This is a genomic window from Acidobacterium sp. FHG110202_01, from assembly GCF_059115305.1.
In genome coordinates this window covers 1-21,008 of sequence record NZ_JBZYWJ010000002.1, presented here as the reverse complement: position 1 = coordinate 21,008, position 21,008 = coordinate 1, and the positions used below count along the sequence as shown (strand labels likewise).

Here is a 21,008-nt window from a genome sequence, read left to right as displayed (position 1 = left end):
AATGAAGTTTTCGAGAGCCAATAAACAACTCCAGGTTAGCTATGCGAACCTGGGGCACCCGGTTATGGGGCATCCGCCTCTTTTCAGGAGACGCCGATTTCTGCGAAGCGATCGCTGCGGAAAGGGGAAAGATCGACGCCCGGAGTTCCGTTGAGAATCAGTTCGCACATGACGCGGGCAGTTGCCGGGGCGAGCAGGATTCCATTGCGGAAATGGCCGCTGGCGATCCAGGAATTTTTTTCGACGCTTGCGCCGATGACGGGAAGGCCGTCAGAGGTGCCGGGTCGGAGTCCAGCCCAGGTTTCGATGGTCTGCGCTTCGCGAATCGGAGGCCAAAGTTGCGAGGCCTCATCGAGCAGCGTCTGGATGGTGGTTTCCTTGACGGACTTGTCGAATCCGGTGCGCTCGACGGTGGCGCCAATAACGACGCGGCCGTCGCCGCGCGGAACGAGATAGAGATCGGGCGTGCGGATGACGTATTCGAGCTTCTGATGAGAAGGGAGCCGGACGGTGACCATCTGTCCTTTGCGGGGCTCGACGGCGGAGTGGTCGGCGATGGCTCCGGCCCATGCTCCGCAGCAATTGATGAAGTGCGCTGCAGAATAGTTCGTTCCTGATGCGGTGACTTCGACGCTTTGTGAAGTTGCGTGGAGATGGGTGACGGGCGAGTCTTCAATGATCTCGATTCCAGCAGCAGCGGCGGCTTTTGGTAATGCGTGACAGAGATCGCGCGGATCGAGACTGTGCTCATCGAGCCAGATGAATTGCCGGTCTGCGTGGTTCAGCTCGGGGATGCATTGTTGGATTTCATCTGGTGAAAGTGCACTGCTGAGGGTTCCATTGCGTTCCGATCCCTGCAGTGTTCCTGCGGTGCGGAGAGGCACTTGCAGTCCTGACAGTTGAGCGACGTTTTTGAGGAATTCAGGATAGAGGGAAATGCTGAGTTCAGAAAGCTGGCGCAGTTGCGAGGGGTTTTCCGGATCGCGTGCTGCGAGCATTCCTGCAGCGGCCCAGGAGGCTTCAGACATAGCGCGCTGGCGCTCCAGGACAGTGACGTGCAGCCCTTTCTGGATGAGTTCCAGAGCTGTGGAGAGGCCGATGATTCCTGCGCCTGCGATCAAAACATCCGCGGTGCTCATGTGTTTATTCTATGTCCGTGGCAAAACAAAATTGTGTTTACCTTCGTCCATTTATTCACGTAGTCTCGCCACACAGCTCAACTAGGAAAGGAAGAAGACGATGAGCGGGGTTTCTGATACTGAAGTTGGAGAGCGCAATTATTCCGGAATTTTTCTGGGATTGCTTGCGTTTGCATTGCTTGGCGCTTTGGGTGGATTGATCTGGAATTTCATCATCAGCGGCCGCCTGGTGAAAACAGAGTCGGATCTCAAGCAGACACAGCAACAGAATGCCCAGCTGGCCCAACAGCTGCAGGAAACCAACGCAAAAATGAAGGTATTTGCGGAGAGTGCAGGGCTGACGCAAAAGCAGCTCCAGAGGCAGGCTGATGAATTGCTGCGCCGCCAGCAGGCTGACGCCAAGCGGCTGGAAAGCCAGCAGCAGGAGGCTTCCGAAAAAGCGCAACAGCAGATCAGCACTGTTTCAAGCGATGTCTCGAGCGTGAAGACCGATGTGGGCGGCGTGAAGACCGATGTGGCGCAGACCAAAAACGACCTGCAGAGTGCTGTGAACCAGCTGCAGAGCATGAAGGGCGACATGGGCGTGCAGAGCGGCCTGATTGCAACCAACCATAACGAACTCGAAATCCTGAAGCATAAGGGCGACCGCAATTACTACGAGTTCACGCTGCATAAGGGACATCGCGAGGCGGTTTCGACGGTCGGTCTTGAATTGCACAAGGCAGATATGAAGCACAGCCGCTACACCATGAATGTCTTTGCGGATGACAAGAAGATCGAGAAGAAAGACCGCGGGCTGAATGAGCCGGTGCAGTTCTATACGGGCAAGGACAATTATCTGTATGAGCTGGTGGTGAACAACATCAGCAAGGATACAGTGCAGGGATATGTTTCCACGCCGAAGGCCGCACCTGTGCCTGTGACTCCGAGTCACTAAAGCACTATCCTGATTACTCGTTCGAACTATCCCAGGTTAGCTCCGCGAACCTGGGGCGCCCTTGTAACGGCAACCGATGCGAAAAGCAAGTCTTCCGTTCAGGATGACAATTAGATTTTATTTCTTCTCTGCAGGCCATGGCAGCAGAAGGTCTTTTTGATAGCGGAAGGAAACCACTGCGTTGAAGCTGTGGCGCGCGTCCCACTGGTCTTTGGTGATGGGGTAGTGGAAGACGACGAGGCCCTGGGCGCTCTGGCCGGGCTGGAGTGTGATGTCGTCCTGAAGCCGGTCCTGCTTGAGCGGAGCGAGCTGCGGGTAAGCGATAAAGATGCTCTGAAAATCGTTTCTGCCGGCGTTGCTGCTGTGCTGGATGTCTCCATTATTCAACTCAACATTGGCTGATACCTCTTGCAGGAAGAGCGGGATGTTGGTCTGGTTTTGGAATTTTATCTCGGCCAGCACGAACAGCTGGTCGTAGGTATCGAGGCCGCCCTGGACGCCCTGCGCGCCTTCGCCGATTCGCATCTGCGTGTGAATCGGGGCGACGTCGAATTTCAGGATTTCTCCGGTTGCGACCGGCGGCTTTTCGCCCACGTAGACATAAATGCCGATGGCTGCGATGACGATGACGGTAGCGACAAGCACAATCAGAAGCGCGCGTTTGTTTGAGTCCATTTCTTTGCCCGTGTCGCATTCTATCGTAGGAACATATACTGACGGCTGATTTGCTTTGTCTGCTGAGGAGGGCTGGAAATGGAACAGATCCTGGGGGTGGCGATCGGCATTGCCCTGGTCTGCCTGCTGTTAAGCATCATTGCATCGCACGTGCAGGAGGTAATTGCCGCCTTTACTTCGCAGCGCGCGGCCACGCTGGAGACGGCAATTCTGAGGATGCTCGATGATCCTGAGCTTTACAAGATTTTCGTGAACCACCCGCTCATTCAGAATATTTCGTTCCATCCGCCGGAATTTTTGAAGCTGAAATTCTTCGCGGAAAAAACTTCGCGGCCGCAATACATCCCTTCGGCATTGTTCAGCCGCGTGCTGCTCGCTGCTTTGACGATCCAGCATGATGCGGTGGTGTCGGATTACCCAGGGTTGTTGGCGATTCTTCCGGATTCAGCGCTGAAGACGAGACTGCAGACACTGATGACGGGCATTCTGGATGACGCCAATGCATGTAGAGTTGCGGTCGAAGAGTGGTATGACACCACCATGGATCGCGTCAATGGCTTCTATAAGCAGCGCACGCAGTGGATTCTGCTCGGGCTTGGATTGCTGCTGGCTGTATTGTGCAACGCCAATCTGTTTTTTATTTCTACGAAGCTGTGGAACTCGCAGGCGGCGCGTGACCAGGTTGTTGAAGTGGCCCAGGCGTACAGCTGCACCGGTGCGGATTGCGAAGAACTGCGGCGGGATGTGAGCAGAGCGCGAAAGGCAATTGATGAAGACCTGCATGCAATTCCTCTGGGGTATGATCTCGATGGCGTGAAGAATTACTGGCGGACGTTCAATATTCCAGTGGGCGACGAGACGCGTTCAGAGCACTGGCTGAAGCTGCTGGCGCGTTGGGGTGCGAATCTTTTTGGCTGGCTGCTGACGGGGATTGCGGTTTCTCTGGGTGCTCCTTTCTGGTTCGATACGCTGAATAAGTTTGTGAATCTGCGCATTGCTGGCGTGAAGCCTGCTCGGGTGGGTGAAGGGCAGGGGTGAACTACCCCAGGTTAGCTACGCAAACCTGGGGCACCCGCTCTTTCATCCACATTATGGTTTTGGGCGCAGGGCTTTTAGAAATTCATCGGCGGGCAGCGTATTCAGCACATCCTGCTTTGTGAGCCAGGCGCGGCGGAGCTGGCTGATGCCGTAGCGCATCTTTTCAAGATGGCTGGTGTGATGCGAGTCGGTATTGATGGAGATTTTGCATCCCAGCTCCTTTGCTAGCTTCAGATCACGGTCGCAGAGATCGAGGCGGTCAGGGTATGCGTTGTGCTCAACAGCAACACCGAGTTCGGCGGCGCGGCGCAGAATTTGCGGCAGGTTGAGCTTGTAAGCTTCGCGGCGCAAGAGCAGGCGGCCCGTCGGGTGGCCGAGGATGCGCGTATAAGGATTTTCAATGGCACGCAGCATGCGGTCGGTCATCTCTTCTTCTGATTGATTGAAGAGCGAGTGCACACTGGCGATGACCACATCCATCTGCGCCAGCGTTTCATCTGCGAGATCAAGCTGGCCGTCTCCGAGGATATCGACCTCAATGCCGGCAAAGATGCGGATGCGGCCCTGCATTTCGTCGTTCGCCTCACGGATGCGCTTGATATGCGCGAGCGCGCGCTCGTCGTCGAGGCCGAAGGTCATGGCGAGATTTTTGGAGTGGTCAGTGATGGCGATGTATTCGTATCCCCGCGCGAGAGCGGCTTCAGCCATTTCACGGATGGAGTTCTTACCGTCGGTTTCCGTAGTGTGCATGTGGACATCGCCACGAATATCTTTCAATTCGATGAGCGTGGGCAGCGTATGTTGCTCGCCGGCTTCGATCTCACCGTTGTTTTCGCGCAGCTCGGGTGGAATCCAGTCAAGGCCGAGCGCGGAGTAGATTTCTTCCTCAGTCGCTCCGGCAACAAACGCGCCGTCTTCAACGCGCGCCAGTGCATATTCGCTGAGCGTGTAGCCGCGTTTGAGTGCGCGCTGACGAATGGTGACGTTGTGCATCTTCGATCCGGTGAAATATTGCAACGCTGCACCGTAGGAGCCTTCGGGCAGAAGGCGCACGTCTACCTGCAGGCCGTTGCGCAGGCGGAAGCTGACTTTGTTCTGGCCTTTGGCGATGAGGTCGGCGATAGGCGGATATGCGGCGGTGTAATCGACTGCGGCCTGCACTTTATCTCCAGCGCATGCGGGGCCGGTGGCCAGGATATCGAGGTCACCGACGGTTTCGCGTCCGCGACGCAGAGAGCCTGCGGGCGTGATGACGTCGATGCCGTCGAATTTGCGCAGGTACTCGATTAATTTTTCTGCGGCGGTTTCGGCGTCATCGATGAGGAAGCGGCCAGTGTTTTTCTTGTATTCCTCGATGCCTTTTTTCAGTTTCTCGATTTGTTTGGCGCCCATGCGCGGAAGGCTTTCGAGTTTGCCTTCAGCGATAGCGGCTTCGAGTTCAGAGATAGAGGAAATCTGCAGCGCATCCCAGAAGAGCGCGACGGATTTCGGGCCCATGCCGGGGAGCTTCAGCAGATCGAGCATACCGGGTCGATATTTTGTCAGGAGCTCTTCGCGCAGCGGCAGCGTGCCTGCTTTTTCGATTTCCTGAATATTGGCGGCCATGCTTTTGCCGATGCCGGGAATTTCCTGCAGCTTCTTCGGATCGCTGGCGATATCGCTGAGCTGAACGGTGCTGGATTCGACGGCTTCAGCCGCGCGACGATACGAGCGGATGCGAAAAGGATCGCCGGCGCTGATTTCCAGCAGATCGGCGGTTTCATAAAGAAGTTGCGCAATTGAGCGATTGTCCATCGACAGAAATTATCGCCCAGAGCACAGGGAAAACAGAAAACCCAGCCTGTTTTCTGAGGCTGGGTTCCTTGGCGTTGCCCATGAAGACACACGCACTGTGTGCCTCATGCGAGGCTGTTTCTATGCTGGATTAGAGGCAGAGTGCAAGTCTTGCTTTCGTCTTGCTTAACTTACGCAGCTTCGCGCGTGCGCATTACCTGATCGGCCTGCGGGCCTTTTTGGCCCTGCACAATGTCGAATTCCACCTCGTCGCCCTCTTTCAGGCTTTTGTAGCCGTCAAGCTGAATCGCGCTGTAGTGAACAAAGACATCTGGCCCATCATCGCGTCCGATAAATCCATATCCTTTCGCGTTGTTGAACCATTTCACTTTTCCTTTGTAATTAGACACGAGCCTTAGACCTTCCTTCTTCAAGCAGAGTACGGTTGCGAAACAACCTGCTTGGAGTAAGAGACGCAGATAGGCGCGCTTTGGTTTTCCTTTTTTCCTGAAAGAATCTGCTTTTCAGAAAAATCAGTGACTTAAAACCCAGGTTAGCTGCGCGAACCTGGGGCACCCGATTTTTTCTTTTTTGTGCGCAGATGCATGAAAAGAAATACAGAGATGATGGTCTTACCATCGAGAATTTTTCCTTCTTCGATCATGCGCACAATTTCAGAAAGCGGCACCTGCACCACTTCGAGATGTTCATCTTCTTCAGGTTCGGCTTCGCCTGCGGTCAGACCTTCAGCAAGAAAGACCTGCATCCATTCGCCGAGAAATCCGGGGCTCGCGAAATAGCGCACGAGTTTGGTCCATTTTTTTGCGCGATAGCCCGTCTCTTCTTTGAGCTCACGCTTCGCTGCAGCGAGGCGCTCTTCTCCTTCATCCATTTTCCCGGCGGGAACTTCCCACAGATATTGCCCCGCGGCATGGCGGTACTGACGTTCCATTACGATGAGTGGGTCTCTCTTGCCTGCATCATCGACGGCGAGAATTACGACCGAGCCGTTATGACGAATAATGTCGCGCCGCGAGATTTTATTCCCGGGTTCGAGGACTTCTTCAGACAATACGCGGAAGAGTGGGCCGGCATAGGAGACTTTGCTTGAGAGCACTTCGACTTTCGCTTTTTTTGTGGTCAGAACTGGCCTGGACGGATTCTTTTTCGGCGGCATTGGCATCCTTTCCAATCGTTTTCTTTACCGTATCATCCGAAGATGAAAAGAAAGCCGGAGATTGCTGTTATCGGCCTCGGAAACTGGGGTTCTTCGCTCGCGCAGGGCTGTGTTGCAGCGGGGATTCCGCTGCGTGAAGTGGTGGTGCGGTCGCGGCCGCGATCGCGCTCAGAATTGCCGGTTGTGCGCTTTGAGAATGCGAGACTCGATGCGCAGATTCTCTGGCTTTGCGTGCGCGATGGAGAGATTGCTGATGTAGCGGAGCGCATTGCGCAGCAGCGCGGGCGCCTCAATGGGCAGATTGTGGTACATTCGAGCGGCGCGCTCAATGTGAAGGTGTTGGATCGAGCGAAGCGCGCAGGTGCAGGAGTGGCATCGATTGCGCCGGTGATGAGCTTTCCTACGCGCAGGGCTGTTTCGCTGAATGGCGTGATGTTTGCGGTGGAAGCCGAGCAGAAGATTCGCAAACCGCTGGAAGATCTGGTGCGCAGGCTTGGCGGCGAGTCGTTCCGAATCGAGTCGAAGAAGAAGCCGATGTATCACGCGGCGGCTACGCTGGCGTCGCCTTTATTGCTGAGCGAGATTTCTGCAGCAATGGCGGTGGCGCGCCTGGCTGGACTGCCGCAGAAGCAGGCTGCGCGATGGGTGAGCGCGCTCGCCCAGACCACGCTGGTAAATTTTGCACTGCGTGGAGCGGAGAAGAGTTTCAGCGGGCCGTTTGCGCGCGGCGATGCGGAGACAATAAGACTGCATCTTCAGTCGCTTGATACGCATCCGATGCTCAAGGACATTTATGGCTCGCTGGCGCGCTACGCGGTGGAGGAGCTGCCAGTTCAGCGTCGCGGTGAGTTGAAATCACTGCTCAAGATGGTGCGGTAAGTGCCATGAGACACTGAACGGGATCCCGTATGCTTTTGGAGAACGAAAGATTGCAGACTGAGTGTTTTCCAATCACGGTTTTACCGCATCTCTCGCGACTCTTTATCGACTACGCGCAGAGCCATGCGGCGCTTCCTTTTTACAAGCAGAGTCCTTACTCGCAGGAATGGGCCCGGCAGCACGGACAGATTGATCCAGCGGTGCGTGCCGCTGTTGCCGATCTTCTGATGGAGCAGAACCGTGCTTTCGACGCGGGTGAAAAAGTTTTTGAAAATATTGAACGGTTAAGGAATGGAGCCAGCGCTGTTGTTACCGGGCAGCAGGTGACACTCTTTGGCGGCCCGCTGTTTACTTTGCTGAAGGCAGCAACGGCGATCCGCAAGGCGTTGGATGCGTCGGCGGCAGGCCACGAGCACGTTCCGATTTTCTGGCTGGCAACGGAAGACCACGATCTTGAAGAAGCCGATCATGTGGCGCTGCCCTCACGCCATGAACTCAGGACGTTGAAGCTCGCGCTTGGGGAAGAATCGGCGTCGCAGCATGCTCCGGTCGGCGGCCTGAAGCTGGGCGAAGGCATTCGTGGCGTTCTGGACGAGGCAGTCGAGCTGCTGGGCGTTGGGCCGTTTTTTGATGAGCTGGAGCGTTGTTATACGCCCGATGCAACGTTCGCGCAGGCAATTGGACGTTTGCTTTCTCGCGTCTTCGCTGCGCACGGGTTGGTTGTGATCGATGCTTCGCGGCGCGAATTTCATGCGCTGGGCGCTCCGGTATTGAGCAAGGCCATCACTCATGCTGAGGAGTTGCATGCTGCGCTAAGCGCGCGAGACAAGGAGCTGGCAGCGGCGGGCTACCACTCGCAAGTGCTGGTGGGGCCGCAGAGCAGTCTGCTTTTCGTGATCGATGCGGAGACCGGAGCGAGGCTTCCGCTCAAGCGCAAAAACGGCGAATGGATTGCAGGCAAGAAAACATACAGCACGAATGTGTTGTTGGAAATTCTTAAAGCAGAGCCTGAGCGGTTGAGTCCCAATGCGCTGCTGCGGTCTGTATTTCAGGATTTCATTCTGCCGACTTCGGCGTATATCGGAGGGCCGGCTGAGATTGCTTATTTCGCGCAGTCGCAGGTGGTCTACGAGAAGATCCTGGGGCGGACGACGCCTGTACTTCCGCGCCTGAGCGCTACGTTGATTGAGCCCGCTGTTGCCGATGTGATGGCACAGCATGAGATTTCACTGCACGATGTTCTGGCTTCACAGCCGGATGAGCTGGCGCAGCGCATTGGAGCGCGGTCCATGCCCGTAGAAGGAAAGAAGAAGCTGGCGGCAGTGGGCAATGCGCTCGATGAAGAGCTGAAGCCGCTTACGGAGTGGATGCATGCGCTCGATGCGGGCCTGGGGCGATCGGCGGATGTGGCGGCTTCGAAGATGCGGTATCAGATGAACCGCCTGCGGCGCCTTGCGGCGAATTTTCAATTGCAGAAAGATGCGAGTCTGCGGCGGCATCTTGACGCAATTTATCTGGGGATTTATCCGGACCGTCATCTGCAGGAGCGAACAGTGGGCGCGGCGTATTTTCTTTCGCGCTACGGCGACGGGTTGGTGGATTTGCTGGTGGAGAATGCAGCGCAGGAGTGTCCGGGGCACAAGGGGATTTATCTCTGATGCTGTGGTATAGCAGTTGGATGTTTAGGCTGGTAGAGTCCGATCTTCCCACCTCCGGGAAGTGTGAAATATGTGAGAGAACCCCATCGCTCTTCCTGCACGGATGTGCAAACAACATTCTTCTTCCTTAAATTCTCCATTTCGACTTCGAGATCATTACACATGAGATAAAGCTCATGTACATCATTTCGGTCGTGGGGATGAAAGGCGCTTTCAGCAGGTGGCAGAGCGAATATGAGCCAGTTATGACCTGCATCGACGGATGGCAGTCCTAAAGTGTCGCGGAAGAACAAGCGGTCTGCTTCGACATTCTTGCTGTAAATAACAAAATGAGCTCCGAAGATCATGCGGCCTCCTTAAGGAGTTTCGGTATTATGCCATGATTCGAGGATGCTTTTTTGTCGAATTGTCGAACGAAGCTGGCATAAGCTCGCCTCGCTGGCCTACAATTTCTAAGATATGGCGTCGAAAGCACAAGCTCCGTTTGAAGTGTCGTGCCCGGATTGTGGAGCGATTCTCAAGATCGATCCTGAGACGCACGCGGTGATTGCCCATACGCCTGCTCCGCGAAAGAAGACCTTCGAAGACTTTGAGACTGCGGCGAAGGCGATGCGCGAGCAGGATGAGCGCAAGGAGAGCATCTTCCGCCAGGCTGTGGACGCAGAGAAGAACAAGAACGACCTGCTGGAAAAGAAATTTGCAGAGGCGTTGCGCAAGGCGAAAGAGAGTCCCGATACGGGCAAGCCTCTGCGTGATTTTGATCTGGAATAGAAAGAACCCAGGTTCCCCTGAGTGAAGCGAAGGGGAACCTGGGGCACCCGCATCTTACCTGGAATTAGGAGATACGATGGGTTTGACCAAGCTTTCCCATGAGATTCAGGACAGTGTTCCTGAGCGGTTGACTGAGTTTTCCTGGCAGCGCACGGTTGCGGCCGGTTCGCTTGTGGCGGGTGCATGCCTGTTTCTTGCCGGACGGCGGAAGGCAGCGCTTGCTGTTGTTGCGACCGGCGCTACCGTTGGATTGCTCGAGCGTCCGGAAGCGGCCAAAGAGTTGTGGGACAGCCTGCCGGTTTATCTGCGCAAGGGACAGGATTTTCTGGTGCACGTGGAAGATTTTGTGAACGAGGTTGCGAAGCAGGGAAGCAAGCTGCGCGGCTCTATCGGCTGACCATTCCCAGTTGCCTGCGCCCGGTCTGGCTGATGCGCTCCGGGCTCCAGGTGGGTTCCCATACAAGATTCACCTGCGTTTCGCCGACTTCCTGCATGCAGGCGAGGCGGTTGCGCACGTTGTCCATGATCATTCCATGCATGGGACAACCGGGCGAGGTCATGGACATGTCCACTTCGACCTTATGCTTGGGGATCATTCCCGGAGCGTCGGGATCGAGTGTAACGGCTACGCGGTAGACGAGGCCAAGGTCCACGATGTTCAGCGGGATCTCAGGGTCGAATACGTCGCGCAGGGCAGTGAGGACTTCTTGTTGGGTGAGTGCCATTGGTTCTTCTTTCAGCTTAAATCCCGAACTGCAGGTCCTTCGACTACGCGCTCCGCGCTTCGCTCAGGATGACAATTCAAAATCTAGTGAGTGCGGTCGACCAGATATTGAGCGACTGATTTCAGCCCGTCTGCCGCTGATCCATAAGGTGCGAGCTGTGCGAATGCTTCGGCTATCAGCTCATTGGCCTGCTTGCGCGAGGCTTCAATTCCGAAAACTGCCGGCCACGTAGCTTTGTCGCTGGCGAGATCTTTGCCGGCGGTTTTGCCGAGCTGGGCTGAATCCTGGGTTACGTCGAGAATATCGTCGATGATCTGGAAGGCGAGTCCGGCTTTGCGGCCGAATTCAGTGAGGCGCGCTGCGTCGTCTGGAGTCGCTCCAGCGTAGACGCCGCCGCTCACGACGCTGACGCGGATGAGCGCGCCGGTTTTTGCGCGATGGATGGCGTCAACCGATGCCGCTGTGGGTTTAGTATGCTCGCCTTCCAGGTCGAGCACCTGTCCGCCGATCATGCCTTCGACCGTACCAGTGGCGTTTGCGATGAGGCGGATGATTTCGACCGTGTATGGAGCGGGGCAGCGCAGGTTCGCGAGAACTTCATAGGCGCGCGTCTGCAGAGCATCACCGGCGAGAATGGCGATCGCTTCACCGAAGACGACGTGGCTGGTCGGCTTGCCGCGGCGCAGGTCGTCGTTGTCGAGCGCGGGCAGATCGTCATGGATAAGCGAGTAGGTGTGCAGCATCTCGATGGCGGCGCCAAGCTCTTCCACTCCGTCCGGAAGATTGCCGTCGCCGCGAATCATGCGCGCAGATTCCATGACAAGCACGGGACGCAAGCGTTTGCCGCCAGCAAAGGTGCTGTGCCGCATGGCTTTATGAATGGAAAAAGGGACTTGCGTCTCGGGAGGCAGAAGGCGTTCGAGCGCGGCGTCAGCGAGTTCCTGGCCTGCTGTGAGCAGGTCTTTTACTTCGGCTTGCATCTTCTTCATGATACCTGATGATTTCGCCGTCTCTTCGTTTGCAGCCAGAGCGCGATGAGGATGCAAAGCGCAAGAAGCGAGATGACGCGGCCCAGCTTTACATCGGGTGTGGCAGCGTAGCGAATGGTGATGACGGAACTGCCCGGCTCGAGTGGAATGGTCATCAGGCCATCGTCGCGATGCGGGCGTGCGGTGCTGATTGTTCCGTTGATGACGACGCGCCATGCAGGGTAGTCGGCCAGCTTGAGAACTGCCCAGGCAGCAGTCGGTGTGTTGATCGCAATCTGTTTGCCTTCGGTTTTCCAGGAATGGATTTCAATCTTTGCTGTGGTGGTGTCGTCCGGATCGGGCTGCCACTCGGGGTTTTCTGCTACGGAGCTGTCTGCCTCGTTCGCATCGGGAGAATTGAGTACGCGCACTAGCGGCAACTGTTGCTGGATGTCTCCGTTATCCGCGTTGCCAGCGGTGTATTCATCGGTGCCCTCGAATCCGTTGCTGTGGAAGGTGGCTCTCTGCGCGGCGATGTTATCTTCGTCATCGCAGGGCTGCCAGAAATGCAATGCCGCGAGCGATGCCATGATGGCTGCCAGTGCCAGCATGCTTATGGCGCGCGTCAGGATGGTTCTTCGCGTTTTGGCTTCGTGGAAGCTGCCGCGCAAAGCAAGCCCGATGAGCGCGGCCAGGGCGATGCCTGAAACCAGCAGCCAGCGCCAGGGAAATTGCAGGAACTTAAGTTCAGGTGTGTGCTGCCAGACGAAGCTGCTCCAGGGAAAGAGCAGGAAGAGGATGACGAGAGTGGTTGCGGTCATCGCTGGCCACAGGATGGTTCTTCCACGCGCGCGCCATGCGGCGATGGCGGTGGTAATGAACATGACAACGGCGATCCAGGAAGCTGTGCGCAGCACATGGTCGTGAAATGCTTCGCCGGTGTGTCCGAAGAGGAAGCTATCCTCGATGCGCATGCCCGGTGCGATGGCGCGCGAGATTTCCACCCATCGCTGTTCGTAGGTTGCGGGCACGATGTAGAAGGCTGCGAGTCCCATACCGAGAGCGACGGCGCCTGCGGCGCGAAGAATGAGTTGAACCCAGGTTAGCTGCGCTTCGCTCCGCGAACCTGGGGCACCCATGCCTTCTCTGATTGAGGCAATGAGAACAATAAGCGCGAGCAGGTAGCAGCCCATCACGGCAGATGGCGCGTTCGTCAGCCATAGCGCAGCAATGATGAGTGAAAGCGGAAGCAGGCTATGTTGGCTGCGCAATGCATAGAGGACGAGCAGAGGCAGCCATATGGCGGAGAGCAATTCTCCGTAGGCTGTGCGTTCGTAGGCCACGAACAGCAGGTATGGATTGAGCAGATAGACGCAGGCCGCGACAGAGGCGGCGTCTTCCGGCATCCACTCGCACGCCATTTTGTAGAAGCTAAGGCCGCAGGCGAGAAAGGCGAGCAGGGTAAACGCGACCGGCGTCCATGACCAGGGAAGCAGTGTGCCGAGCAATGCTCCAAGCAGCCACGTTGCCGGGGGATAGAAGACGAAGCGCGGCTCGCCTGCTCCATAGTTTGCGGATGTGTCCCAATGCGGATAGAGAATGCCTTCGCGCCAGTGCTGCGCTGTTTCGAGCCACGATTGCAGATGGAAATCGAAGTCATGTCCGCACGAAGTACCGCGCCATGCGAGCGGGAGCACGGCGATGGCAGCACAGGCGAGCATGAGCGAACGCCGGCGGTGATGCCGCGTGGCGTTGCTCGATAAAGTATGCGGGAAGCGGAAGGAAACCTTCACGGCAACAGCCGCAGAGTATGGGAAGTCGCAACAGTCACAGCAGCGTCAGTAAAGGCGAGCGTGAACGTAGTGCCGCTATACCAGTAGTTCCACTGGTCGCGATAGTACGGGCTGAGCGGGTCGCCGGATTCTCCCATCACGATGTTTTCTGTTGCGCTGTCGATATTGCTCCAGTCGATGGTGAAGCGCTGCGATGGCCCGAAGATGCGGCTGACCTGCTTGACGGTGCTGGTGTCACCGGATTGCGGCTGCACTCCCGTGCCGGTCCAGTTCTTGAACCACGGCAGCAGGTTGTAGAGTGGATGCACAATCTCTACGGGATGCGCATAGCCGTAGCGCCACTTGCTTAAGTCCTCGGGCGCATGGTCTTCCTTGAGGCCGCGCGCGACGCAGGCAGTCAGGAAGTCATCCCACGTTGCGTACTCTTTCGGAAGCCACTGCGCAGGCGCGTGCATGATGATCTCTTCCTGCGCGAAGGCGCTTTCGGCCCATTGATAGAGCTTCCAGTCATCTCCGAGCTTTGGTTCGAGCAGCATCTGCCAGAAGACATGCTTGGCTCCAGCTACAATTGCTGCCGGAGTGGAATCGATGGCGACCTCTCCATCCCAGGAGCGCATCAGGTCGGCGGCCTGGCGCAGGTGCGCGTCTGCTTTGCTGGAGTGATCGATGGCGTAGGCAAAGCGCTGCGCGAATTCCTGATCGAGTTCTGAATAAACGTCGGTCTGCAATTTGATCATGTCGGCAGGCGTGAGCTTCTCTTTGCCTGCGAGCCATTTCCAGATGCGCTCATTGCGATAAGGGCTGGCCCATTCAAGCGTGAGCTGGAAGGGGTAGTTGTCCGGAGTGACGCGTGCATTTGCCGTCGCCAGAACACCGTTGGCGGGATCGAGTGTGCTGGGCATCTGCGCGAAGGGAACGAAGCCTTGCCACTCATGAGTTGTATCGGAAATAGGAACGCCGCTGAGGCCCATGGGGCGGTTGGGGATGAAGCCGACTCCCTGATAGCCGATGTGGCCCTGGTCATCGGAATAGATAACGTTGAGCGTGGGCGCCCACCAGTTGCTCAGCGCCTGGCGGAATGCCTCCCAGTTCGCGGCACTGTTGAGGTCGAAGAGTGGGATGCCTCCGGTTTTCGGATCATATGCCGACCAGCGCAGCGACAACGTGCGCTTCTCGCTTGGAAGAAGCGGGTTGAGCACGGGGCCGTGGTCGGTGCGCTCGATGTCGATGGTCTCATCCTTGCCGCCGCGCACGTGAATGGTTTCCGTGGCGTGCTCGAAGGGATGCCATCCGTTGGGGCCGAGGTATTCGCCCTGCCCGTTAGTTTTTTCTACATAGATGTCCTGCGTATCGCCGTAGAGCGCGGTATATCCCCAGGCAATGTGATCGTTATGCCCCGCGGTGATAAAGGGCATTCCGGCAACGGCGACACCGGCGGCGTGGAAAGTTCCGGACTTGAGGTCAACCTCATACCAGGTATCCGGGATTCCGTGGCTGAGGTGCATGTCGTTTGAGAGGAGAGGCTTTCCGCTGGCGGTGTGCGCGCCGGAAATGGCCCACTCATTCGATCCGGGAAGGCACTCGCGGCATACATCCTGCGTGTCGTTCGTCAGTTCACGCAGATGCAGCAGATCGTGCAGCGAGGTCTGCGTTTCATCGAGCGGTACATCGGGGATGGGGGGCTGCGGCGCTGTAAGATCGGGCGGCGTGACTGTAGGCGGATGGTCGCGCCATGAGCCTGTTGGATAGAGATCTTTGGCGAGCGTGGGCCCGAGACGCGCTTCCACTTTTTCGCGCTCAAGTTTGCTTGGCCAGTGCTCATCGAGAATCTGCACCATGCTCAAGCCGATGAGGATGGAATCGACAGGCTGCCATGCGCGAGGCTTGTACATCAGCAGGCGGAATTCAGCGGGCAGGTGGTCGCGATGGCTGTCGATGAATGCGTTGACGCCGCGCGCGTAGTCCTCAAAGTAGCGGCGGTCGCGCTCAGGCAGGCTGGCGGCCATGCGCTCGGCGGTGGCGCGCATCTGCAGGACGCGCTGCACGCGGTCGTGATCGACGAGCTTGCTACCAAGGAGTTCGGCCACCTCGCCGGCAGCCATGCGGCGGGCCATGTCCATCTGCCAGAGACGGTCCTGCGCGGTGATGTAGCCCTGCGCTTCCAGGAGGTCGTCGAGTGTGGCGGCTTCGATGTGCGGAACACCATGCTGATCACGGCGCACGTTCACGGGCGCGGACAATCCGGACACACGAATGCTGCCGTCAAGCTGCGGCAGGGAAGTGCGCATCGAGTGCTTGAGCCACCATGCTCCACCAAGGACTCCGAGTACGGCAGCCACGATGACAAGCAATACAAAACCAGCAAACAAACGCAGGATAGGATTACTGCGTTTTTCTACTTCTACACGCACGCTTCTTCCAAGAGTCATGTCGAAGACATTGTCTCATCGGCAAGGGGTGGTTTGCTTACAGGAGTCTGTGATCGGTTACTTTGCTGAAGGAGTAAGTGCTTGCAGGCGTTCTTTGCTGATTTTAAGCACAATGCCTGCATTGCGGTCCGCCACTTCGCTCACCTTGTATTCTGCAGAAGTCCCGATAACCTGCGCGATCTCCGAAGGCGTCAACTTGTAATCCTCTTCCAGCCACTGGGCCATATTTGAAGTAGCTTCGCGAAAAGCATCATCAAGTGATCCAGAAAGCCCCATGGCAATGAAATATGTCGGCGATTCCACTCGCACCGATGGAATACGCTTTTCATGAATTACATCTACGGTGAACTCTACGTCCATTGAGGTTTCCAGCGCGTTACCGTTAAGCTCTCCATCGCCCTGTGCGGCGTGTCCATCACCCACATAGAGCAGAGCGCCTGGATTTCTCACTGGCAGATAGACTGTTGCTCCTTCGGCAATTTCGTTGAAATCCATATTGCCGCCCCAGCCGCCTGAATCTCCGGTGCCCGGAGCGGCCTGCGCCGGAGCTGGCGCTACTGCAATACACCCCAGCATCGGACGCAGGGGAACAGAATAACGCGCTAGATGCTCTCCCGGCTTTCCCGAAGTCGCAACCCCCTTTGCCAGATCAAGATTCCAGCGGACTGACTTACCCCCGTCTTTCATCTTTACGGCAAGATCGCCGTCCAGACCCCTGTCAACAATAGCGTCATCGCTCTCAGCCCAATCGCGATTGAGGCGCAGGCGAACGAGGTGAACGACGAGAGTGTCGCCCGGCAATGCCGTTTCAATGTAGAAGGGGCCGGTCTGTGGGTTTCCTCCCATCACGCGTCTTACGCCATTTGCATCGTTACCGCCCGCATCCACAGTTGTTGTGTGAACTGTGTCGCCGGGAGCGATTGTCAGCACTGGCTTATTTAAAGGAGAGAACTGCCGATAAAAAACCGTGGGCGTGAACTCGTGCCGTTGCGGTGGCCTTGTTGGCCTTGCGGGAGTCAGTATTCCTGTAAATTCGTACTGCTCAGGATGGGAAGGATCGTCGGCATCCGTTTCTTTCACTGTGCCGGAGAGCTTCCCATCCTGCATCGTGCCGTTGACCTCCTCTATGTCGCCTTCTTCATTTTTTGTCGTAAAGTGAAACGCACTTTCTTTTGCTGTGCCTTCAAGCTTGCGTCTTCCGAATTTGCCTGTAAGCTTCTCGCCCTGCTGCTCAAGGTCCAGGGTTATATACGTCGGGGTGCCATAGTAATTTGCCGTCAGAACCCAGCGGCCGGCAAGCCCCGGTTTTGACTCGACTGTTTGAGAAGCCAGTGTTGCAGCGGCCGAAAAGGCAAGGAAGCAGCCAAGGACAAACTTGTGTTTCATGCGAAGTCCTGATATGCCGAATTCTTACTGATTGGAAATATATGAAGATATTGGAACGATCCACAATCCAAATCTTCAATCCGCTAACTTGAAGATACGAATCTGAACCAGCTTGCTGATGGTGAGATTGTTGAAGCCGCGAGACTGCATGCGCTGGATGAAATCGGGCGTGACCTTGAAGATGCGCATCTGGATCAGCTCGTCGGCACTGGGCTGATAGCCCATGGCGCGGTATTGCTTTACGTCTTCGGGATTGACGCCGTGGATTTTGAAGGCGATGAGCTTGTCGGCGGGAAGATTCGGGTATCCGAGATCGGCCAGGCCTTTGGCGAAGGGCGCATCGACCTTGAAGATGCGCAGGGCGATGAGGTTGTCGGCATCCATGCCGGAGATACCGGCGGATTGCAGCGACTGAATCCAGGCGGTCTCTATGTGGAAGAGCGTATAGGCTTCGAGTTTTTCTGAGGTGTATCCGGTGAAGCCCATCTGCCGCATGTGTTCTACGAATGCGGGATTGGGTACGAAAGTGGCTTCGCCATTGAGCGTAAGATCATGAACAGTGCCGGAGCAGGTGAGCTTGCCGGCTTCGGCAGCGATGACGGCATCGACGTGTGCGCCATCATTCTTGAGATCTGAGAGTGAGAAGTTCGTGAAATTGCTCAACGGCATTTCATTGTCGTTGTGCGAATGGCAATGGCGTCCGCTGTCATCGCATGCATTGCTCTCGAGCTTGAATTCCACGCGGCCTGCTTCGGTGGCCGGGGCGATGCTGCATTTTTCATGCAGCGGCTGCAGCACATCGTCAGCATAAAGAGCTGTGCCGGCGGTTGTCAGCGAGAGGATGAGAACAACATGAAGAGCTTTCATTGGTTGTCGTCCTTTGCCTCATCGTCGTTGAGGATGCCGGAGATGCGCAGCTTTACCAGCTTTTGCACTGTCAACGGTGTAAAGCCGTGACGCTTGGCGGATGCAATGAAATCACCATCGATGTGAAAGATTCGCATCTGGATAAGGTCATCAGGAGTTGCATCGGGGAACTGCGCCTTTACTTCTTTGGCGTAGTCAGGGGATACGCCCTGGATGCGCATATCAAGGAGCTTCTTCTGCGGGATGGAGCCGAAGCCCGCCGCTTTCATGCCGGAGATGAATTCCGGAGAGACATTGAAGATGCGGTAGTTGATCAGGTCGTGGAAGCTGGAGACTTCAATTCCATCGGCATGCAGCTTCTGCGCGAAATCCGGCGATACTCCCTGAACTTTCATGGCGATCAGGTCATCCAGACTGGGCTTGCCTAATCCTGCCTTTGCCATCGCATCGGCATATTCCGGCGTAATGCCCTGCACCTTCATCGCGATGTATTTGCCAAGGTCGGCATCGTACCCGGCGGAGCGCATCTGCGAAACATAATCAGGAGTGATGCCCTGGACTTTCATGGCAATCAGCTCATCCGCGTCAGGCTTGTGTCCTGTGGCCTTGATCATCTGCTGGACGTATTCGGGAGTGATGCCCTGTACCTTCATCGCGACATATTTGTCGAGATCTACGTCGTATCCGGCGGCGTGCATCTGGTCGATGTAGTCACCCCTGCTGCGCGATGCAGAGTGGTTGCTTGCATCCTGATCGAATTCAATGGTTGCGCCGTTGGAGCTGGTGATGCTGGCAATGTTTACAGGAGCTTCAGGCGACGCTGGAGCAGGTGTTGGTGCAGGTTGAGCGGCGGCCGCTGGCGCGGGTGCTGGAACTGCAGCCGGTTTCGGCGCGGGCTTCAGTATCTTTATTGCCGGATGCGCGGCGTGTTTTACTGAGCGAACAATCTGTTTGGAGACTTTTGGCGCCTGTTTGAAGCTGGCAAAGACCTGCGGCAGCGGGCAGAGGAACAGAACCAGTGTTGCGAGCATCGCGGCAAGCGAGAGCGGTTTCAGGTTGCGCGGCTGCTCCTCTGTATCGCCGAGAATGCGCAGGATGCGGGAGCGCAGGCTGGTGCGGGACTGGTTGCCGTCAAGCGCCATAGCGAAGTGCAGATGGCTCTTCCGCTCCTCTTCAAGGCGCAGCAGAGCGGAGGCGTAGACCGCCGGATCGCTGCAAACCTCAAGGGCAATGTCATCGCAGCACAGCTCGCGCTGCTCGCGTATCTGGCGGCTGACCCACCAGACGGCGGGATGGAAGAAGAAGAGCGTTTCGATGATGGTCTGCAGGATGTTCCAGAAGTAGTCAGCGCGGCGGATGTGCGCGAGCTCATGTGCGAGGACGACTTCAAGCTGCTCCGGGCTGAGTCCGGTGAGCGCGGTCATAGGCAGCAGGACCAGTGGACGGATGCTGCCGACAGTGAGCGGGCTGGCGATGCGGCTTGAGAGCCGGAGATCGACGAAGCGCGGAATCCCCATGCGGATGCGCATGCCGTCGAGATGAATGCGCAGAGTGTGCGGAGCCTTCTGCAGCGCACTGTGGCGCAGGCGGCGAATGAGCCACCATCCGCCAATCGTGCGGAAGGAGAGGCAGAGAACTCCGGCCAGCCAGAAGGCATCAAGATATGGCATGACGTCATCGGTGAAGAAGCGCGTGGCCTGACGCGGCGCAGCAGATATGCCGACGGTGGCAAAGGAAAGCGGCCCGGTCTGTGCCTCGTGAGGGGTTTCCGGAGCATTCGTGATATGAGCGCCATTGGCTGGCGGCACGGTCAGACGGTGCGCGGCTTCTTCATAGGCAAGCGTTGCCAGGGAAGCGGCCATCATACCCAGCAGCGCGAGCAGTGCAAGCACGTAACGCAGGCTGGCGCGGTTTTTTGCGAGCGCGGCGTCGGCAAGCCTGTAGACCAGAGCAATGGCAGCGGCCTGCCAGCAGAAGTGAATCAGAGTCCATCCCAGGGCTTCCCAATGATGTGTCATCGTTTTTGCCTCTTCTGCTCGATCAGTTTTCGGATTTCTTCAAGTTCTTCGGCGCTGGTCTGCTCCATGGTAAGCGCGTGCATGGCGAGTTGAGCAGCTGAGCCGGAAAAAAGCCGCTCGCTCAAATCGCGAAGCAGCTGGTTCTGCGTGTCTTTCTGGCTGGCAGCGGGGTGGTAAATGTGGGCCTTGCCCGCCTCTTCGCGCTCGACCAGGCCCTTCTCGGTCATGATCTGGAGAATCTTCAAAACCGATGTGTATCCGACGGGGCGCTGCTTATTGACAGTTTCGTGCAGCTCGCGAACCGTGGCGGGGCCTTTCTCCCAGAGAACACGGAGGAGCTCGAGTTCTGTTTCAGTGGGTTTCGGTAGGGTGCGCTGGTTGAACTTCATGATGGTTGGACTGTATACGAACGATTTCGTAGTTGTCAACGAAAATCTTCGTAGATTTTATTTTCCGAAATCTATGCGGGCTGTGAAGCGCTAAGAAAGATCGGCTTGACCATCGTTTCAATCCTGGCAGCCATCTCCTCAGCGGGGATGCGGCCTGGTGTCTGGTACCACCGTCGTGCAGCACCGAAGATAGCCCAGGCGGCCGTCGTTGCCAGCAGTTCGGGATCGGCTCCAGGTAGCATCGCGTGATTGTCAGCGCCTTCCCGGAATATGCTTTCTACCACCGGGATGATGGAGCCTTCCAGGGGCATCTTCACCAACTGGCTGGGACAGCCTGTGGTTTCGGCGAGATAGTCGCAGACGCCCAGGGCAATGGCGCGCAGGGC

Annotated in this window: 20 protein-coding genes and 1 pseudogene; 6 read left to right on the top strand and 15 right to left on the bottom strand. The window is 56.8% G+C overall.

Features of this window, described 5'->3' with window-relative positions:
- Nucleotides 1-83: 83 nt before the first annotated feature.
- Nucleotides 84-1,139, bottom strand: coding sequence for a glycine oxidase ThiO (gene thiO, locus AC5S16_RS03645; protein ID WP_493928665.1), 1,056 nt, complete (start codon nucleotides 1,137-1,139; stop codon nucleotides 84-86).
- 100 nt (nucleotides 1,140-1,239) lie between these two features.
- On the opposite strand from thiO, the gene AC5S16_RS03640 reads away from it, so the two are divergent.
- Complete coding sequence (locus AC5S16_RS03640; RefSeq protein WP_493928664.1) at nucleotides 1,240-2,076, top strand: hypothetical protein; 837 nt, start codon at nucleotides 1,240-1,242, stop codon at nucleotides 2,074-2,076.
- Between the two features lie 117 nt (nucleotides 2,077-2,193).
- Here AC5S16_RS03640 and AC5S16_RS03635 read toward each other — a convergent pair whose 3' ends face one another.
- Nucleotides 2,194-2,751, bottom strand: coding sequence for a hypothetical protein (locus tag AC5S16_RS03635; protein WP_493928663.1), 558 nt, complete (start codon nucleotides 2,749-2,751; stop codon nucleotides 2,194-2,196).
- A 78-nt stretch (nucleotides 2,752-2,829) separates the two neighbouring features.
- Here AC5S16_RS03635 and AC5S16_RS03630 point away from each other — a divergent pair, with 78 nt between their 5' ends.
- Nucleotides 2,830-3,789: a hypothetical protein gene (locus AC5S16_RS03630; protein ID WP_493928662.1), complete on the top strand. Its 960-nt coding sequence runs from the start codon at nucleotides 2,830-2,832 to the stop codon at nucleotides 3,787-3,789.
- 51 nt (nucleotides 3,790-3,840) lie between these two features.
- Here AC5S16_RS03630 and polX read toward each other — a convergent pair whose 3' ends face one another.
- The 3 genes from polX to AC5S16_RS03615 form a co-directional block, all read right to left on the bottom strand.
- Entirely contained in the window at nucleotides 3,841-5,583 is a 1,743-nt protein-coding gene (gene polX, locus AC5S16_RS03625) for a DNA polymerase/3'-5' exonuclease PolX (protein ID WP_493928661.1), read from the bottom strand.
- 170 nt (nucleotides 5,584-5,753) lie between these two features.
- Complete coding sequence (locus tag AC5S16_RS03620) at nucleotides 5,754-5,972, bottom strand: cold shock domain-containing protein (protein WP_493928660.1); 219 nt, start codon at nucleotides 5,970-5,972, stop codon at nucleotides 5,754-5,756.
- 143 nt (nucleotides 5,973-6,115) lie between these two features.
- Complete coding sequence (locus AC5S16_RS03615; protein ID WP_493928659.1) at nucleotides 6,116-6,739, bottom strand: NUDIX hydrolase; 624 nt, start codon at nucleotides 6,737-6,739, stop codon at nucleotides 6,116-6,118.
- A gap of 42 nt (nucleotides 6,740-6,781) precedes the next feature.
- Here AC5S16_RS03615 and AC5S16_RS03610 point away from each other — a divergent pair, with 42 nt between their 5' ends.
- Both AC5S16_RS03610 and bshC read left to right on the top strand, forming a co-directional pair.
- The gene (locus tag AC5S16_RS03610) at nucleotides 6,782-7,618 is read left to right on the top strand and encodes a Rossmann-like and DUF2520 domain-containing protein (RefSeq protein ID WP_493928658.1); all 837 of its coding nucleotides are present in this window, start codon (nucleotides 6,782-6,784) and stop codon (nucleotides 7,616-7,618) included.
- Nucleotides 7,619-7,668: 50 nt separating this feature from the next.
- Nucleotides 7,669-9,276, top strand: a complete 1,608-nt coding sequence (gene bshC / locus AC5S16_RS03605; RefSeq protein WP_493928657.1) for a bacillithiol biosynthesis cysteine-adding enzyme BshC — start codon at nucleotides 7,669-7,671, stop codon at nucleotides 9,274-9,276.
- On the opposite strand, the gene AC5S16_RS03600 is transcribed toward bshC, so the two are convergent.
- Complete coding sequence (locus AC5S16_RS03600; protein WP_493928656.1) at nucleotides 9,267-9,623, bottom strand: VOC family protein; 357 nt, start codon at nucleotides 9,621-9,623, stop codon at nucleotides 9,267-9,269. The two genes, bshC and AC5S16_RS03600, sit on opposite strands and share 10 nt — an antisense overlap.
- 112 nt (nucleotides 9,624-9,735) lie before the next feature.
- Here AC5S16_RS03600 and AC5S16_RS03595 point away from each other — a divergent pair, with 112 nt between their 5' ends.
- Together AC5S16_RS03595 and AC5S16_RS03590 are read left to right on the top strand one after the other, a co-directional pair.
- Entirely contained in the window at nucleotides 9,736-10,047 is a 312-nt protein-coding gene (locus tag AC5S16_RS03595) for a hypothetical protein (protein WP_493928655.1), read from the top strand.
- Nucleotides 10,048-10,123: 76 nt separating this feature from the next.
- Nucleotides 10,124-10,444, top strand: a complete 321-nt coding sequence (locus tag AC5S16_RS03590; RefSeq protein ID WP_493928654.1) for a hypothetical protein — start codon at nucleotides 10,124-10,126, stop codon at nucleotides 10,442-10,444.
- Here AC5S16_RS03590 and AC5S16_RS03585 read toward each other — a convergent pair.
- The 9 genes and pseudogenes from AC5S16_RS03585 to AC5S16_RS03545 form a co-directional block, all read right to left on the bottom strand.
- Nucleotides 10,434-10,772: a metal-sulfur cluster assembly factor gene (locus AC5S16_RS03585; protein ID WP_493928653.1), complete on the bottom strand. Its 339-nt coding sequence runs from the start codon at nucleotides 10,770-10,772 to the stop codon at nucleotides 10,434-10,436. The two genes, AC5S16_RS03590 and AC5S16_RS03585, sit on opposite strands and share 11 nt — an antisense overlap.
- An 83-nt stretch (nucleotides 10,773-10,855) precedes the next feature.
- A complete protein-coding gene (locus tag AC5S16_RS03580; RefSeq protein WP_493929189.1) occupies nucleotides 10,856-11,752 on the bottom strand; it encodes a polyprenyl synthetase family protein in 897 nt (298 codons plus the stop codon).
- Nucleotides 11,753-11,757: 5 nt separating this feature from the next.
- Nucleotides 11,758-13,533, bottom strand: a complete 1,776-nt coding sequence (locus AC5S16_RS03575; RefSeq protein ID WP_493928652.1) for a putative glycosyltransferase family protein — start codon at nucleotides 13,531-13,533, stop codon at nucleotides 11,758-11,760.
- Entirely contained in the window at nucleotides 13,530-15,962 is a 2,433-nt protein-coding gene (locus AC5S16_RS03570) for a penicillin acylase family protein (protein ID WP_493928651.1), read from the bottom strand. The genes AC5S16_RS03575 and AC5S16_RS03570 overlap by 4 nt, the downstream gene beginning before the upstream one ends.
- A gap of 57 nt (nucleotides 15,963-16,019) precedes the next feature.
- On the bottom strand, nucleotides 16,020-17,348 hold the full coding sequence (locus AC5S16_RS03565) for an acetamidase/formamidase family protein (protein WP_493928650.1): 1,329 nt from the start codon (nucleotides 17,346-17,348) through the stop codon (nucleotides 16,020-16,022).
- Nucleotides 17,349-17,423: 75 nt separating this feature from the next.
- Nucleotides 17,424-18,215 (bottom strand): hypothetical protein, encoded by a 792-nt coding sequence (locus AC5S16_RS03560; protein ID WP_493928649.1) that lies wholly within the window; start codon nucleotides 18,213-18,215, stop codon nucleotides 17,424-17,426.
- Nucleotides 18,212-20,233 carry a M56 family metallopeptidase gene (locus AC5S16_RS03555; protein WP_493928648.1) on the bottom strand — a complete coding sequence of 674 codons (2,022 nt, stop codon included), beginning with the start codon at nucleotides 20,231-20,233 and terminating at the stop codon, nucleotides 18,212-18,214. The genes AC5S16_RS03560 and AC5S16_RS03555 overlap by 4 nt, the downstream gene beginning before the upstream one ends.
- On the bottom strand, nucleotides 20,230-20,661 hold the full coding sequence (locus AC5S16_RS03550; protein WP_493928647.1) for a BlaI/MecI/CopY family transcriptional regulator: 432 nt from the start codon (nucleotides 20,659-20,661) through the stop codon (nucleotides 20,230-20,232). The genes AC5S16_RS03555 and AC5S16_RS03550 overlap by 4 nt, the downstream gene beginning before the upstream one ends.
- 32 nt (nucleotides 20,662-20,693) lie before the next feature.
- Nucleotides 20,694-21,008, bottom strand: a pseudogene (locus AC5S16_RS03545) (TetR/AcrR family transcriptional regulator); the annotation flags it as partial.